This is a genomic window from uncultured Faecalicoccus sp., assembly GCF_944327125.1.
Lineage (GTDB): Bacteria > Bacillota_I > Bacilli_A > Erysipelotrichales > Erysipelotrichaceae > Faecalicoccus.
This window is the reverse complement of the sequence record NZ_CALVGO010000030.1, coordinates 1-15230: the sequence shown is the minus strand read 5'-3', so window position 1 is coordinate 15230 and position 15230 is coordinate 1. Positions and strand designations below refer to the sequence as shown.

At 43.3% G+C, this 15230-nt stretch carries 17 protein-coding genes and 1 pseudogene; 10 read left to right on the top strand and 8 right to left on the bottom strand.

The genetic code is table 11. The annotated features are described in order from the left end of the window. Nucleotides 1-884, top strand: an 884-nt coding sequence (locus Q0K03_RS04975) for a DUF2812 domain-containing protein (protein WP_297238358.1), incomplete at its 5' end; no start/stop codon positions are given. A 26-nt stretch (nucleotides 885-910) separates the two neighbouring features. Here Q0K03_RS04975 and Q0K03_RS04970 read toward each other — a convergent pair. Beyond that, the gene (locus tag Q0K03_RS04970; protein ID WP_297238356.1) at nucleotides 911-1333 is read right to left on the bottom strand and encodes a C-GCAxxG-C-C family (seleno)protein; all 423 of its coding nucleotides are present in this window, start codon (nucleotides 1331-1333) and stop codon (nucleotides 911-913) included. A gap of 80 nt (nucleotides 1334-1413) precedes the next feature. On the opposite strand from Q0K03_RS04970, the gene Q0K03_RS04965 reads away from it, so the two are divergent. The 5 genes from Q0K03_RS04965 (at nucleotide 1414) to Q0K03_RS04945 (ending at nucleotide 6128) form a co-directional block, all read left to right on the top strand. Next, complete coding sequence (locus Q0K03_RS04965; RefSeq protein ID WP_297238354.1) at nucleotides 1414-2001, top strand: GNAT family N-acetyltransferase; 588 nt, start codon at nucleotides 1414-1416, stop codon at nucleotides 1999-2001. A gap of 109 nt (nucleotides 2002-2110) precedes the next feature. Continuing rightward, a complete protein-coding gene (htpG, locus tag Q0K03_RS04960) occupies nucleotides 2111-4021 on the top strand; it encodes a molecular chaperone HtpG (RefSeq protein ID WP_297238352.1) in 1911 nt (636 codons plus the stop codon). Between the two features lie 45 nt (nucleotides 4022-4066). After that, nucleotides 4067-4672 carry an HAD family phosphatase gene (locus Q0K03_RS04955; protein ID WP_297238350.1) on the top strand — a complete coding sequence of 202 codons (606 nt, stop codon included), beginning with the start codon at nucleotides 4067-4069 and terminating at the stop codon, nucleotides 4670-4672. Then, nucleotides 4662-5819 (top strand): 23S rRNA (uracil(1939)-C(5))-methyltransferase RlmD, encoded by a 1158-nt coding sequence (gene rlmD / locus Q0K03_RS04950; RefSeq protein WP_297238348.1) that lies wholly within the window; start codon nucleotides 4662-4664, stop codon nucleotides 5817-5819. Before Q0K03_RS04955 ends, rlmD begins: the two co-directional genes overlap by 11 nt. After that, nucleotides 5820-6128 carry a rhodanese-like domain-containing protein gene (locus tag Q0K03_RS04945; RefSeq protein WP_297238346.1) on the top strand — a complete coding sequence of 103 codons (309 nt, stop codon included), beginning with the start codon at nucleotides 5820-5822 and terminating at the stop codon, nucleotides 6126-6128. 18 nt (nucleotides 6129-6146) lie between these two features. Here Q0K03_RS04945 and Q0K03_RS04940 read toward each other — a convergent pair whose 3' ends face one another. After that, nucleotides 6147-6779, bottom strand: a complete 633-nt coding sequence (locus Q0K03_RS04940) for a DUF6198 family protein (protein WP_297238344.1) — start codon at nucleotides 6777-6779, stop codon at nucleotides 6147-6149. 115 nt (nucleotides 6780-6894) lie between these two features. On the opposite strand from Q0K03_RS04940, the gene Q0K03_RS04935 reads away from it, so the two are divergent. Then, nucleotides 6895-7449, top strand: a complete 555-nt coding sequence (locus Q0K03_RS04935) for an ECF transporter S component (protein ID WP_297238342.1) — start codon at nucleotides 6895-6897, stop codon at nucleotides 7447-7449. Nucleotides 7450-7459: 10 nt separating this feature from the next. Here the strand turns inward: Q0K03_RS04935 and Q0K03_RS04930 are convergent, their stop codons facing one another. Beyond that, nucleotides 7460-8008 carry a DUF308 domain-containing protein gene (locus tag Q0K03_RS04930; protein WP_297238340.1) on the bottom strand — a complete coding sequence of 183 codons (549 nt, stop codon included), beginning with the start codon at nucleotides 8006-8008 and terminating at the stop codon, nucleotides 7460-7462. A 94-nt stretch (nucleotides 8009-8102) separates the two neighbouring features. Between Q0K03_RS04930 and Q0K03_RS04925 the strand changes: the two genes are divergently transcribed. Beyond that, nucleotides 8103-8792, top strand: coding sequence for a Crp/Fnr family transcriptional regulator (locus Q0K03_RS04925; protein ID WP_297238338.1), 690 nt, complete (start codon nucleotides 8103-8105; stop codon nucleotides 8790-8792). A 36-nt stretch (nucleotides 8793-8828) separates the two neighbouring features. Here Q0K03_RS04925 and typA read toward each other — a convergent pair whose 3' ends face one another. Next, on the bottom strand, nucleotides 8829-10655 hold the full coding sequence (typA, locus tag Q0K03_RS04920) for a translational GTPase TypA (RefSeq protein WP_297238336.1): 1827 nt from the start codon (nucleotides 10653-10655) through the stop codon (nucleotides 8829-8831). A gap of 103 nt (nucleotides 10656-10758) precedes the next feature. Between typA and Q0K03_RS04915 the strand changes: the two genes are divergently transcribed. Then, nucleotides 10759-11499: an alpha/beta hydrolase-fold protein gene (locus tag Q0K03_RS04915; protein ID WP_297238334.1), complete on the top strand. Its 741-nt coding sequence runs from the start codon at nucleotides 10759-10761 to the stop codon at nucleotides 11497-11499. 28 nt (nucleotides 11500-11527) lie between these two features. Here the strand turns inward: Q0K03_RS04915 and Q0K03_RS04910 are convergent, their stop codons facing one another. Genes Q0K03_RS04910 through Q0K03_RS04895 form a run of 4 tightly spaced genes read right to left on the bottom strand, consistent with a single transcriptional unit; the run spans nucleotide 11528 to nucleotide 14354 of the window. Continuing rightward, nucleotides 11528-12232 carry a pseudouridine synthase gene (locus Q0K03_RS04910; protein ID WP_297238332.1) on the bottom strand — a complete coding sequence of 235 codons (705 nt, stop codon included), beginning with the start codon at nucleotides 12230-12232 and terminating at the stop codon, nucleotides 11528-11530. Then, nucleotides 12229-13575 carry an RsmB/NOP family class I SAM-dependent RNA methyltransferase gene (locus Q0K03_RS04905; protein WP_297238330.1) on the bottom strand — a complete coding sequence of 449 codons (1347 nt, stop codon included), beginning with the start codon at nucleotides 13573-13575 and terminating at the stop codon, nucleotides 12229-12231. The genes Q0K03_RS04910 and Q0K03_RS04905 overlap by 4 nt, the downstream gene beginning before the upstream one ends. Before the next feature lie 56 nt (nucleotides 13576-13631). After that, nucleotides 13632-13880 (bottom strand): NifU family protein, encoded by a 249-nt coding sequence (locus Q0K03_RS04900; RefSeq protein ID WP_297238329.1) that lies wholly within the window; start codon nucleotides 13878-13880, stop codon nucleotides 13632-13634. 12 nt (nucleotides 13881-13892) lie between these two features. Beyond that, entirely contained in the window at nucleotides 13893-14354 is a 462-nt protein-coding gene (locus Q0K03_RS04895) for a divergent PAP2 family protein (protein ID WP_297238327.1), read from the bottom strand. Nucleotides 14355-14442: 88 nt separating this feature from the next. Between Q0K03_RS04895 and Q0K03_RS04890 the strand changes: the two are divergent. Further along, nucleotides 14443-15230, top strand: a pseudogene (locus Q0K03_RS04890) (glucose-6-phosphate isomerase); the annotation flags it as partial.

Sequence of the window (15230 nt, the reverse complement as noted above, 5' to 3'; positions counted from 1 at the left end):
ATCTGCCAGAAGAACAATCTGACTCAGCAGAAACCGAAGATGACGATGAAATCGAACCTTCTCTGGAAGATCAGGAAAACTACGATGAGGAAGACCTTTATGTCGACAAGAAACGTTTCTTGTTGTCTCAATACGATAAAGAAGAAGCCTACCTGGAAAAAAACTCCAAAGAAGGATATCATTATGTTCGCAATGTCGGGAAAAAATATTTCTTTGTGAAGGAAGAACCACGAAATTACTATTATTCGATTTCTTACTTTGTGGTGGAACCTTCAGCTCACGAATGGCGAAAATGGGAACAGGATGGATGGAAACTCGTATCCCGTGTTCCGTCAAAGAAGAAACAGGAAGCCGGATGGTTTGTATTCCGCAACGAATTGAAAAACGATGAATTGCGAAAAGAAATTCCGAACGAAGAGGAAAAATTTAAATTCTTTAAAAAGTATTCCAACTCTTGCCGTTCCACGATGTTCTTATTCTTCATCTGTATGGCAATCTGTGCCTGTGCGGCCTATCTTCAGTATTTATTTAATGGATTTATCGCCGTTATGATCTCTTGTTCGATCTTATTTGTGATTTCTTTTATCTTCTTCTGTATGTATGGAAGAATGCTGGCGAGTTCCAAGAAAAAAGTACGCTTGTTGAAAGCGCGCCTGCGTGTTCGTGAAAGAGAAGAAAATTTTAAGAATGAAGGTCTGATCGATCCCGATCAGTCTGTTGAAGATCTTGACTCACAATGGGATTCTTTAGAAGAGGAAGAGGACGAAGATTTCGACGACTATGAGGAAGACGAAGACGATTATGAGGACGACGAAGAAGAGTTCGAACTCGAAGAGGAAGAAGAACCTAAAAAAGGATTCTTCAGACGCCGGAAAAACAAATAAATAGAAAAAGGTCCTTTGAGGGCCTTTTACTTTTCTCTATTTTCTAAGTCAAGCTCTTTGATTGTTTGTTCCAGGGCCTGTCCGGCCAAAAGGCATGTATTCAGACAGCGGTATTCTTTGGTCCGATGTACCGGCTGAATGTCTTTACAGTCCAGGGCTCCCAGTTTTTCTTTAAAATTTCGGACGCATTTCTGAATCGAAGGACGTAGTGTATCCAGCTGGTCGTGGGCCTTTGTCTGGGTCACGAGCTTGGAAAGAACCGCAACCGATCCTACCAGGGCTCCACAAGCGGACCCGACAAACATCCCGGTTCCAAATCCTGAAAACATCTTCATGGATTCCAAATCCAGATTGAGGCCGTAATATTCATTGGCGGCTTGGATCATGGTTTCGGAACAGTTGTAATTGCCTTCTAAATAATACTTTTTGATTGTGTCATTGAAATTCATTGTCATCACCTATGTCATTTTGTCATAATTCTCTAAAAACTTCAAATGTGATACAATGTCCATGTTTGTGAGGAGTAAGTATGACAGTATTAGATAAAAGTGTTCCCTATATTCGGGTTTTGATGGTCATGGCTCGACATACAATCTATAAAGAGATTCCTCTTCATGAAGAGTATCACTATGTTAGTTATGACGATTCCTTAAAAGAGGCGTGGTGTCTTCTTCAATGTGAAGTGGGTCTATTTGATTCCATCGAACAAGCCTCTCAAAAATGGGATGCGATGTTGAAGGAAGATGACCAAAGCTTTAAAGAAAATTTTTTGTTCGTTGCCGATTCCAAGGGACATCTTGTAGGCTCTGTAGGATTATGGAAGGGCCATGATTTTAAAGAAGACCGCCTTCGTGTTCATTATCTTGCCGTCAGTTTAAAGGCACAGCATAAGCATATCGCAACGAGCATGATGACCAAACTGTGCATGAAATATGATAGTATCCGGGGAAAATATCCCTTGTATCTGGTGACTCAGTCACAAAGTTATGGAGCCATTGTGTTTTATTCTCGTTTGGGCTTTACTCCTTATTTAGGGGAGACTTTGGAGAATTCTTCAAAAGAATCCGAAAAGAATTGGGAAGAAATCACAAAGATCATGAAAGAGAAAGTTCGATAGAGCTTTCTTTTTTTATCCGCTTTTAGCAGTCACCTATTGACTATGCTAAAGGGATATTGTACACTTTATTAGCAGGCTAATTGATAGAGTGCTAAAAGGAGATGTTTATATGTCTAGAAAAAAACAGTTTAAAGCCGAATCCAAGCGTTTGTTGGATCTGATGATCAATTCGATCTATACTCACAAAGAAATCTTTTTAAGAGAGTTGATTTCCAACGCCAGTGATGCCATTGATAAATATTATTATGAAAATGCCGGTCATATCGGTACCGATGAGTTTGAGATCCGTATCGAAGCCAATAAAGAAAACAATACATTGACGATTTTGGACAATGGGATCGGTATGAACAAAGAGGAATTGGAAGAGAATCTGGGAACAATCGCCAAAAGCGGTTCGCTGGCTTTCAAGGAACAGATCGAAGATGAATCCAAGAGCGATGTGGATATCATCGGCCAGTTCGGAGTTGGTTTTTATTCCGCATTTATGGTGGCCAGAGATGTCGTTGTCGTTTCGAAAAAAGAAGGAGAAGAAGCCGCTTACCGCTGGGAAAGTGATGGAGCCAGCGGATATACGATCACGGAAACAGAAAAAGAAGGACATGGTACGACCATTACTTTATATTTAAAAGAGGATACGGAAGAAGAAAAATATTCAAAGTATCTGGAAACGTATGAATTAAAGGAATTGGTTCGCAAGTATTCGGATTATATCCGTTATCCGATCCGTATGCAGGTGGAAACTTCAAGAGTAAAGGAAGACACCAAAGATTCGGACAAGCCGGAATATGAAACCGTGATTGAGGACCAGACACTGAACTCTATGGTTCCATTATGGAAGCGTCAGAAGTCCAAAATCACAAAAGAAGAATACGATCAGTTCTATAAGGATCATTTCTTCGATTATCAGGATCCGCAGCGTGTCATTCATTTCAGTGTCGAAGGAAATGTCAGCTTTACAGCGTTACTGTATATCCCAAGCCATGTTCCGCAAGGTTTCTATAACCAGGATTATAAAAAAGGCCTTCAGTTATACTGTAAAGGAGTCTTTATCATGGATCATGCCGAAGACCTTCTTCCAGACAGCCTTCGCTTTGTGAAAGGGCTAGTGGATTCTCAGGATCTTTCTTTGAACATTTCCCGTGAGATGTTACAGCACGATCATCAGCTGAAAGCCATCGCTTCAAGAATTGAAAAGAAAGTATTGAATGAATTGGCCCAGATGCTCACCAAGGAAAGGGAAGAGTATGAAAAATTCTGGAAGGAATTTGGTATCAACCTGAAATTTGGTGTCTACAACAACTATGGAATGGATAAAGATAAATTCCAGGATCTGCTTTTGTTCTATTCTTCCAAGGAACAGAAACTGGTCACTTTGAATGAATATGTCAATGCCATGAAAGAAGATCAAAAGGACATCTATTATGTATCGGGTAAAGATGTCGGACTGATCGATAAGCTTCCGATTGTACAGACTTTGAAGAACAAAGGCTTTGAAGTCTTGTATCTGACCGAAGAAGTGGATGAATTTGTCATGAACACGTTGATGACATATCGCGAAAAGAATTTCAAGAACGCCACACAGGGTGATTTGGATCTGAATACGGAAGAAGAAAAGAAAGAATTAGAAAAGACCAAAGAAGAAAATAAAGATCTGCTGGATTATATGAAAGAGAGTTTAGGCGATAAAGTCAAAGAAGTAAAACTTTCCAGCCGCCTGACAGAAGATCCGGTATGTCTCAGTGCCGGTGAAGGACTTTCTTTTGAAATGGAAAAAGTATTTGCGAATATGCCGGGTGACAATATGATGGGTACGATGAAGGCCGAACGAATTCTGGAAATCAATCCGAATCATCCTATCTTTGAGACATTGAAGGATCTGTATGCCAGCGATAAAGAAAAAGTCAAAGAAGTATCCGATGTGCTCTATGATCAGGCTTTATTGATCGAAGGCTTTGATATTGAAGATCCGATCGCATATTCCCGAAAGATCTGTGAACTTCTGGTGGATACACATAAGTAGGACATGTTCCTACTTTTTTTTGGGACTTTTTGATATACTTTACTCATGGTTAAAAATGTAGTTTTTGATATTGGAAATGTATTGGCAACGTTTAAGCCTAAAGAAGTGATGGAAGAATTTTTTCAGGATGAAAAAGCTGCCAGAGATCTATACGAATTGTTTTTTGCGTCGGGTCTGTGGAACGATTATGACCAGGGTCTTTATAACGGCCACTCCTTAAAACAAATAGCGATAGAAAAGATGCCGATGTATCAAAGAGAGATCCTAGCTTTGATCCCCGCATGGGCAAAGTATGTCCGGCCTATCGATTCCAGCTTGCAGCTGATCAAAGAGCTCAAAAAACAAGGGTATGGGATCTATATCCTGTCGAATATCCCCGAAGATTCTTATGTTTACTTAAAGGATCAAACGTCGCTGTTTGATGATATCGATGGAGGGATCTTCTCTTATCAGGTGCAGGTAATCAAACCGGATCGGCGCATTTATGAATGTCTGTTGGAAAAATACGGGCTTAAAAGTGAGGAATGTCTGTTTATTGATGATAGAAAAGAAAATGTGGAAATGGCTCTTTCCCTGGGATTTTCCGGGATCCATTGCCAAGATCCTAATGACTTAAAAGAAGAAGTGAGGAAGGTGTTGTATGCGCTGTAAATTAGAAAAGATCTGTGGAGGCTGCGATCTCCTTCATATGCCGTATGATCAGCAGCTGGCTCATAAAGAAAAGGTTGTCGCGGACTTGATAGCCAACAACCATTTATCCATGAAAGTAAACTCGATTCACGGAGCCGAAAAGACATATGGCTACCGAAACAAGATCATTGTGGCTTTTGCCAAATACAAAGGGAAAATCGTTTCCGGATTGTACGCAGCGCATTCGCACAAGGTCGTGGCGGCGAAAAATTGTCTGATGCATCCAAAGAATATCCAGCAGATCATTTTAAGGATCACGGAGCTGGTGGATTCCATGAAGATCGAACTGTATAACGAACGGACGCAAACGGGTCTGCTTCGTCATGTTTTGATTCGCTATGCCCACAAAACCAACCAGGTCATGATTTGTTTTGTGACAGGAAAGAAACAATTTCCTTCCCGCCGAAACATGGTCAATATCCTGGTCAAAGAATTTCCGGAGATCCAGACGATCCTGCAGAGCGTCAACAGCCGTAACACATCCATTGTTTTAGAAAATGAGGCTTTTGTCCTCTATGGAGATGGAATGATCACGGATCGTTTATGTGATTTGGACTTTACCATGGGAGCCAATTCTTTTTATCAGATCCATCATGATCAATGTGAGGTCTTGTACGATCTGGCCAAAAAGAAACTTAAATTAAAAGAAGAGGAAACCGTTTTGGATACGTATTGCGGTATTGGAACGATTGGGTTATCGCTGGCCGGAGAATGCCGGCAGGTAACAGGCGTGGAAATCAATGCCGACTCCATCGGGTTTGCGAAAATGAACGCCTCACAAAACCATATTCACAATGCCGTTTTTGTGGCGATGGACTCCACCCGGTTTATGAAAGAGGCCCAATACCACCGCAGTTATTTTGATGCGATCATTCTTGATCCGCCTAGAGCAGGAACGACAAGAGAATTTATTGAAAATGCCTGTCTGTTAAATCCTAAAAAGATCTTGTACATCTCCTGTGATCCGACCACGCTGGTTCGTGATCTGGGCATGTTTTCAAAAAAAGGATATAAGGCCCAAGAAATCGATCTTGTCGATATGTTCCCGAACACAAAAAATATTGAATCGGTGGTACTTTTGACACCGTATCAAAGGAGAAAGAAATAAATGGGACTCTTTTCTATCGATATCGATGCCGGAGTGGCGGTGTATCAAATGAGCAAGAAGGGTGTGCTTGTCGATGTTCGAACAAAAGCGGAATATGAAAGGGGCCATATTCCGGAAAGTATCAATATTGAACTTGAACATCTGGATAAGATCTTAGAAAAAGTGCCGGATAAAGATACGCCTCTCTTTGTCTATTGCCGCAGCGGAAGAAGAAGCGCCCGGGCAAAGTCCAGCTTAAAAAGAGCCGGGTATCGGGATGTCACCAACATTGGAGGCATTGTGAATTATCATGGAACGTTAGAAAAATAACTGCAGGGATCGCTGCAGTTATTTTTGAAAATGAGATTCCAGATGAAAGATCTTTCGAACACCGTTGACAAACAGTCCAACGATCAAAGCGGAAATGATCGTTCCTATGCCGATTCCGTTGAGCCCTTGAAAGAAAACAAGAGAAAGGATCAGCGCAATGCTCATTAAAGTGGTATCAAAGGCCACTTTGACTTTTCCAAAATTCCAATGAAAATGAGTGGAAATGGCTTGCACGGCTCCTTCGCCGGGAACGTACATGACTTTGGGGGCCACTTCAAAATTGATTCCGATGGCCAGGACCAGACATCCAACGATCAGTGTCGCCAGCTGGATGACAATCGTGTCCGGGGCGACAAAACGCAGTACTGACATACTGATGTCGATACACAGACTGAAAAGAATGTTGATGCCCACTTGAAGAAATTGAAGGGGTTTAAAATCTCTTTTTAAAATAAGAATTTGAATCAATATGAATAGGGCGTTGATCGCAAAGGTTGTCATTCCAAAAGAAAGTGACGTAAACTCAAGACAAAGGACATAGGGAATGCTCGAAATAGGAGAAGTACCCAGTCCGCTTTTTGTGATCAAGGCGATGCCGAAAGAATTGATCAAAACACCGAGAATGAAATAAGTCCACTTTTTAACGTTCATGAATTTCCTCCCGGTGTATTTTAGCACAAATGATTTCCGATTACGAAAAAAACAGGCTTCTTTCATAAATTGAAGAAAAAAATTATGATATGATATGAACATTGGTGGTGATTTTATGAGTACGATCAAAAGATTGACCTTGTCCAGTCTATTTTTAGCGTTAGGTTTTATCCTTCCTTTCTTTACCGGACAGATTCCTCAAATTGGAAGCATGCTTCTTCCTATGCACATTCCCGTTTTTTTATGCGGTCTGTTATGCGGATGGCAGTATGGGTTGGGAGTTGGACTTGTTTTGCCGGTTTTACGAAGCTTTGTATTTGGTATGCCGCCGATGTTTCCTACCGCCATCAGTATGGCTTTTGAATTAGCGACTTATGGGTTGGTGATCGGCTATGTTTACAGCCATGCCAAATGGCAGTGCCTGAAACAGCTCTATATTGCGTTATTGACATCTATGATCTGCGGACGGATCGTATGGGCCCTGATGACTTGTGTTTTGATGGGCCTGGGGAATGTGACCTGGATGATGCTGGTTGAGGGAGCGCTTTTAAGTGCCATACCGGGCATTGTGGTCCAGCTGATCTTGATCCCTATGATCATGGTGAGCCTGGATAAAGCCAAGGTTGTTCCTTTTAAAAAAACAGTCACAAAGAAAAGTGCATCGTGTTAGATGCACTTTTTTAGAAGATTTGCAGTTCATGCAGGGAACGGTTGATCAGAATGATACTGAAGAGATCCAGGATCCCGATCATGGAGATAAACGTTCCCGCCAGCATGACAAATCCTTCAAAGGAGGCTACCGGAAACAGCAGAAGGAACAATCCCATAAGGATCGGCAAAACGATGGCCAGGATCGGTCCGGCTAAAGAGCCGCCGTATTTTTTGACTTGAAGTGCCGAGGCAATCTTACTGATGCCGTTGACGATCATGCCGACTCCGGCAATCACAGGAAGACTGGCAAGGACCCATGCCGGGTTGAGATACACGGCAATCGATACAATGCTTAAAAGGGCTCCCAATAAAAGATCGGTGATCGTTTCATACCCGTTTTTACGATCCGCAAACCAGCGGGCAATCATGTAGATGCCATAGGCAAATCCAATCAAGGCCAGTAAGTTGGCCATCAATAAACTTGTCATTGCCGGTTCGATCAAGATCAGTGTTCCGGCTAAGATCAAAGCGATGGATTCCATCAGCGATGGGCCCCAAAAATCAATTCTTTTGAGCATATTACATACCTCTTTTCTAATATGGTCTTATAATACATTTAAATTCATAGATATTCTGTGTCCTGGACAACAGAATCAGAAAAAAGGTGAAAATATGGAAAAATATACACAAATTATTAAAAACCATCCGCTGTTTCACGGATTTACACCCGAAGAAATTGAAAAACTGCTGAAGAGCTGTCATGTACAGATTCGTTCGTTTCAGAAAAAATCGGTGTTCTGGGATTCCAATCAGCGCGTGGATGAGATTGGGATCGTTTTGGAAGGCAATGTTCATATAGAGCGTATCGACGAAAACGGGATCACTTCGCTGATCGATGTTTTATTGCCCGGAGACAGCTTTGGGGAGATGTTTTCCATCAGCCGCGCCCCTTTAAATACAACCTTTCGAATCATCAAGGATGCCAGGATCTTGTATTTTAACTGCCGCAGGATCGTGGAAGCGCCTATCTCTGATCCGGTGGAGATCCGCTTTCTTCAAAATCTGAGCAAAGTGTTATCGCTTAAATCGTATTCTTTTTCCAAACGGCTGGCCGATACTGTCCACAGAACGACAAGACAGCGGCTGCAGGATTACCTGTCGGCTCAATATCACATCAAGGGAAAACAGAAATTCACCATTCCTTTGGACCGGCAAGACCTGGCGGATTATCTTTTTGTGGATCGAAGCGCCATGTCAAAAGAGCTGAGCAAGATGCAGGATGAAGGGTATTTTATTTACCATAAGCGGGATTTTGAGTTTCTCTCCAAAATGCCGATCACAGAAAAAGAAGAAGAAAAGTAAAAGCAGCAAACCCCTTTTGGGAGCTTGCTGCTGCTTTTATCCGTTCTGTGCCATTTTCTCGCGATAGAGGGCACGGCGGTCCTGGGCCGTCAGGCCTTTTTTTCGAATGCGGATCGCATCCGGTGTAACTTCTACGAGTTCATCATCGTTGATCCATTCCAAAGCCTCTTCCAAAGAGAAGATCCTTGGCGGTGTCAGAAGCATGGCTTCATCGCGTCCGCTGGAACGAATGGCGGTTAACTTTTTATTTTTAAGAGGATTGACATCCATATCGATGTTTTTGGCGGATTCGCCAATGATCATTCCTTCATAGACTTCGGTCTGCGGGGAAATGAACAATTGTCCTCGCTCCTGAAGATTCCATAAGGCATAGGTCATGGCCGTTCCGGTTTCTGTAGAGATCATCGCTCCCTGCATACGCTGAGCGATTTCTCCTTTGTATGGTTCATATCCGCAGATGCGGCGAACCAGGGTTCCTTCTCCATGGGTGTCATTGATAAATTCATTTCTAAATCCAAGCAAACCTCTTGTCGGCACCTGATAGGTGATCTTGACATAGCCGTTTTCTTCTTCCATGTTTTCCATGACCCCTTTTCGCAGGTTCAGTTTATTGATGATCGTTCCGGAATATTCTTCGGGAGCCAGGCAGACAACTTCTTCCACCGGTTCCACTTTCACGCCGTTTTCATCCTTGTGTAAGATGACTTCCGGTTTACTGATGGCAAGTTCATAGCCTTCACGGCGCATGTTTTCGATCAGAATGGAAATATGGAGCTCCCCGCGTCCGGAAACTTTGAAACAATCCGCACTGTCGGTCGGTTCTACCCGAAGGCCGACATTGACCTCCAGCTCTCTTTCCAGACGTTCCTTGATGTTTCGGCTGGTGACATATTTTCCGCTTTTTCCTGCGAAAGGACTGGAGTTGACATGGAAATTCATCGATAATGTCGGTTCTTCGATGGGAATGTGTTCCATCGGCTGGACATGATCGATATCGCAGATCGTATCCCCAATGCTGATATCCGGCATGCCGGCCAGCACGACGATGTCACCGCTGTGTGCTTCTTTGACGTTGGTACGGGACAGCCCTTTGTATACGAACAAATTGGAGATCGTCTCTTTCTTTTCCAGGCCTTCCTGGTTGCAGCGGATGTATTGCGATCCTTGTTTAAGCACACCGGAATAAATACGTCCGATGCCCAGACGTCCGATATATTCATCATAGGCCAGGGCGGAAACCTGCATGCGGCAAGGTTCCTGATCGAGATCAGGATAGACTTCACAGTGCTTTAAGATCGTATCAAACAAAGGATCGATGTTTGTACTTGGCGTATTCAAGTCGTACTGAACGATTCCTTCCCGGGCGATTCCATAAAGGATCGGGAAGTCTAACTGTTCATCGGTGGCATTGAGTTCCAAAAATAATTCATAGACTTCATCAACCACTTCTTCGGCACGCTGGTCGTTTTTATCGATCTTATTGATCAGAAGAATCGGCTTGAGCCCGATCTCCAGGGCCTTGCTTAAGACAAAGCGAGTCTGAGGCATAGGACCTTCGCTGGCATCGACCAGTAAGATCACTGTGTCCACGGTTCGGATGATTCGTTCAACTTCACTGGAAAAGTCGGCATGACCGGGGGTATCGACGATATTGATCTTGACTCCGTTATGAATGACAGAACAGTTCTTGGAGTAGATCGTGATCCCGCGTTCTCTTTCCAGATCGTTGGAATCCATGATGCAGTCAACGACTTCTTCGTTATCGCGGAATACATCACTCTGGCGCAAGAAGGCATCGACTAAAGTACTTTTTCCCGCATCGACGTGAGCGATGACGGCTATATTCAATATTTTTTCTGCCATAAGTTCACTCTCTTTCCGTAAAAAACAGAACAATTATAATGCAGAGTTGTTAAAAAGACAATTCATTATGATATAATCAGACCATAATTAAAGGAGTTTTAATATGCAGATTCGTTATTTTAGAGAATATTCACATTATTTGGATCGCTTTATGGAATTTAAGATGTATGGTCACGCCGGAAAGATGTGCTTTGTTTTTCCTTGCCAGGATGGCCGTTTCTTTGAGTGGGAAGACCGCGGCATGTTTTCCCTGGTCCAAGATTTGATCGACCAGGGAAGAATTCAGTTTTGTACGGTCGATTCCATCGATAAAGAGACTTGGAGCTCATTTGAAGATACACATCATCGGATGTGGCTTCAGGAATGCTGGGTTCGCTACGTTATGGAGGAACTGGTGCCAAGTGCTTTGGATAAGGCCGGTCTTTTGCAAGACTCCAAATGCATGACCCTGGGAGCCAGTATGGGAGGAACGCATGCAGCCAATTTCTTTTTCCGCTTTCCAGACCGCTTTGATAAAGTCTTAGGCATCAGCGGTGTCTATGATATGAATGAATATTTCCACGGTGTTTACGATGACAATTGCTACAACAACGACCCATGTGCCTATCTGGCCGGTATGGATCCCAATCATCCGTTCATTGAAAAATACAATCAGTCTCAGATCATTTTGACCGTAGGGCAGGGAGCCTGGGAAGATGTGTGTAAAAATTCGTTAAGAAAACTGGCGGATATTTTATATGAGAAAAACATCCATGCCTGGATCGACTTCTGGGGCTATGATGTCAATCATGACTGGCCTTGGTGGGAAGTCATGTTGAAATATTTCCTTCCAAAGATGGTATAAGAAAAAAGCTGTAGGATACAAAGAATTACTAGGATTCTTTGTTCATTACAGCTTTTTTTAACATGTCGATTTCTTCTTGGGTCAAAGGCCGGGAGTTTCCCGCTTCCAGATCACCAAGTTTTAAGGGACCAAATCCTACGCGTTTTAAATAGGTGACTTCACAGCCTACTTTCGCAAACATTCGTTTCACCTGATGAAATTTTCCCTCGGAAATACTTAAATATGCTTTTTGCGGTTCCAAGATCTCCAGCTTTGCCGGCTTCGATGTAAAATCTTCAAATTCCATAGGCTGATCAAAGATCTCCACCGCATTTTCCGGCAAGGCGCCGGCAAACTCTACATAGTATTTCTTGGTGACATGCCTTTTTGGGGATAACAGATCATGGCTTAGATGTCCGTCGTTGCATATCAACAACAAGCCTTCGGTATCCAGATCCAGACGGCCTACCGGGTAGAGGTCGTTTCTCTGGCTGTCAATGAGCTCCATCACGGTAGGGTAGAAGGCATCTTCTACGGCACTGAGATAGCCGGCGGGTTTGTTTAAAAGATAGTATTCGTACTGGATATAGGAAACCGGGGTATCATCGACATATACGATCTGATCTTCTTTAACTTGATGATCGGCTTTTTTGATCGTTTGTCCATCGATGGTGACCCAGCCGTTCTTGATCAGTGTTTTGACTTCATTTCGCGTCCCATAGCCCATATGTGATAAAAATTTGTCCAGTCTCATTGCCATCGCCATCCTTTCGCATATTTATTTTTTATGATTCCTTTGTCGATCTTTCCAAAGCCTAAAGGATATCCGTCAACACAGATTAGGATCCATCCTTTGGTTTGAAGACCGGCTTCTTTATACTCGATCGTTTCTCCTTTGAGATATTTTATGATCCTTGGATCGTTTGCCGAAAGGTCCGCTGTATTTTGGAATTCTTCTTTTTTTAGGGCCAGGGCCAATGCCTGGCTGGGTTCAAAATGGTTTTTCTTGCATTCACCGCAAACGAGTCCCGAGCGCAAAAGACGCCAGTGTTTCTGGTTTTCCAAAACGCAGGGACTCCAGATCAGTTTTTCTTTTTTTAGAAAGAACGATCCTTTTGAAAAGTCAAAAGTACAGAGCTTTAAAAAATCCTGAATTTCCTGGGGCAGAGTGCATCTGGAAACAGGCGGGACAGAACGAACAGCGCTGTCTCCTTTTTTTTGAAGCAAGGCCGCAAAGTGGCCTTCTCCTTTGATCTTGTGCGGATATAGACGGATGCATTCTTTGAAACCGATGCCCTTTGCACTGCCGTTAAATTTTGGGATCGGAACCAGCTGCATCTGAGGATGCTGTTTTAAAACAGCCTGAATGACTTCTTCGTTTTCTTTGATGGAGAAGGTGCAGGTGGAATACACCAGCATACCGCCGGGCTTCAACATTGTTATGGCAGCCGATAAGATTTCTTTCTGGATCGGGGGATAATACGTGTCGTCTTTTTCCATCCAGCTTTTGATCAAATGCGGTTCCTTACGAAACATGCCTTCGCCGCTGCAGGGGGCATCCACCAGGATCTTATCAAAAGTTTCCGGAAATCTTTTGGCCAGTGTCAGATGGTCTTCGCTGCACACCCAGGCATTGTAGGCTCCAAAAAGTTCCAGGTTTTTGATCAGTCCCTGGCAGCGTGAGGTACTGATGTCGTTGGCCAGAAGCAATCCGGTATGATCCAGCTTGTTGGCCAGCTGGGTGCTTTTTCCACCCGGGGCCGCACAGAGATCCAGTACAAATTCATGTTTTGAAACCGGAAGGATCGCTCCGGGAAGCATGGCTGAAGGCTCCTGGAGATAATACATCCCGGCATAGTAATAAGGGTGTTTGGCCGGTTTGTCTTCACCATGATAATAAAAGCCGTTTTTGACCCAGGGAATGGGTTCCAGTTCAAAAGGGGAGATTTTCAAAAAATCTTCAACGGATATTTTGCTGGTATTGATACGAAGCCCGTAGTAACGATCGTCTTGAAAGCTTTTGATGTACGCATCAAATTCCTCTTGAAGCAGTTCTTTCATTTGGGACAAGTAGGCTTCGGGAAGTTGGTTTGTCATGGGGGTCTCCTTTTTAATTTTATGAAAAAAGACTGGAAGCTCCAGTCTTTTGAAAATCAGCCGATCAACAATACATCGCGGATACCGGGAACTTCGTCCATGAGGAGAAGTTTGATTCCGGATGAAAAATCCTCGGCAGCCATCATACATCCAGCGCAGGCACCGCGGAAAGCTACGTAAACGATCGCGTTTTCGTCCACTCCCATCAGTTCAATATCGCCGCCGTCAGCCTGGATGTAAGGGCGGATCTTATCAAGACATGCATCGATTTGTTTCATGTCGGGCATTACGATTTCTTCAGACATCGGTTTCACTTCCTATCCTAAAAATAATGGAATGAATAAAAGAGGGAATACCAAACCTACGACAAAACCGCCCAGGACTTCGATAAAGCGATGTCCCAATACGGATTTTAACTGTTCTTCATAGATCGGTTTATCCAGCTGTACATCCATTTCTTTTAAATCGCGCACCAGCTGCTGTACCAGTTCGATATTTTTGCCGGAATAGTAACGTACGTGGCAGGCATCGTACATAACGATAAAGGCAAAGACGGCCGTTACCGCAAAAATGGTTGAGTCAAAGCCTTCCTGCATACCGATGGCCATCGCCAGTCCGGTCACCGTACTTGAGTGAGAGCTTGGAAAGCCGCCGCTGGCAATGACCCAGTGAAGGTCCCATTTTCCGGATTTCAGATAATAGAAAACGGTTTTGGCTCCCTGGGCAATCAAGTTACACGACAGTGCGACAAACAATGGAAATAAAGCTTGTGGAAACATGATCTTTTTTTCACTCCTAAACGACTGTATTATATCACAGATTCTTTTTTCGTGATATAATGTGCTCGTAAATAACGGAGGTGTAATTATGATTCAATTAGACTTGAGCCATGCTCATTTAAAAGAGGATGTCAAAGCGTATCAGGAACAAGTAAATCAGATCGATGAATCTTTGCGTATGAAGACCTGCAAAGGCAATGATTTTATCGGATGGATGACTTGGGCCAATGATTATGATAAAGACGAATTTGTCCGTATCAAATCCTGTGCTGACAAGATCCGCAAGGACAGCGATGTCTTTGTCGTATGCGGTATTGGAGGCTCGTATTTAGGATCGCGTGCTGCCATTGAAATGATCAATGGACTGTATGCGGATAAAAAACCGGAGATCATTTATTTTGGAAATACTTTCTCCAGCAGTTACATTGCGCAAGTGATGGATCATATCAAAGATAAAGAAGTATCGGTCAATGTGATCTCCAAATCGGGAACGACAACGGAAACTTCCATTGCCTTCCGTATCCTGAAACAGTTTATGGAAGAAAAATACGGAGACCAGGCTAAAGATCGGATCTATGCGACAACGGACAAAGCCCGCGGAACACTGAAAGCTTTAGCGGACAAGGAAGGGTATCAAACGTTTGTGATCCCGGATGATATCGGCGGCCGCTTCTCTGTGATCACGCCGGTCGGTCTTCTTCCAATCGCAGTAGCGGGCATTGATATTGACGAGATCATGCGCGGTCTTCACGATGGAATGGGTGAATATGGGGATGCCGACTTGGATAAAAACCCGGCATACCGTTATGCGGTGGCCCGCCGCATCCTTCAAAATGAAGGCTATGATGTAGAGCTGTTCGTAAACTATGAAATGCA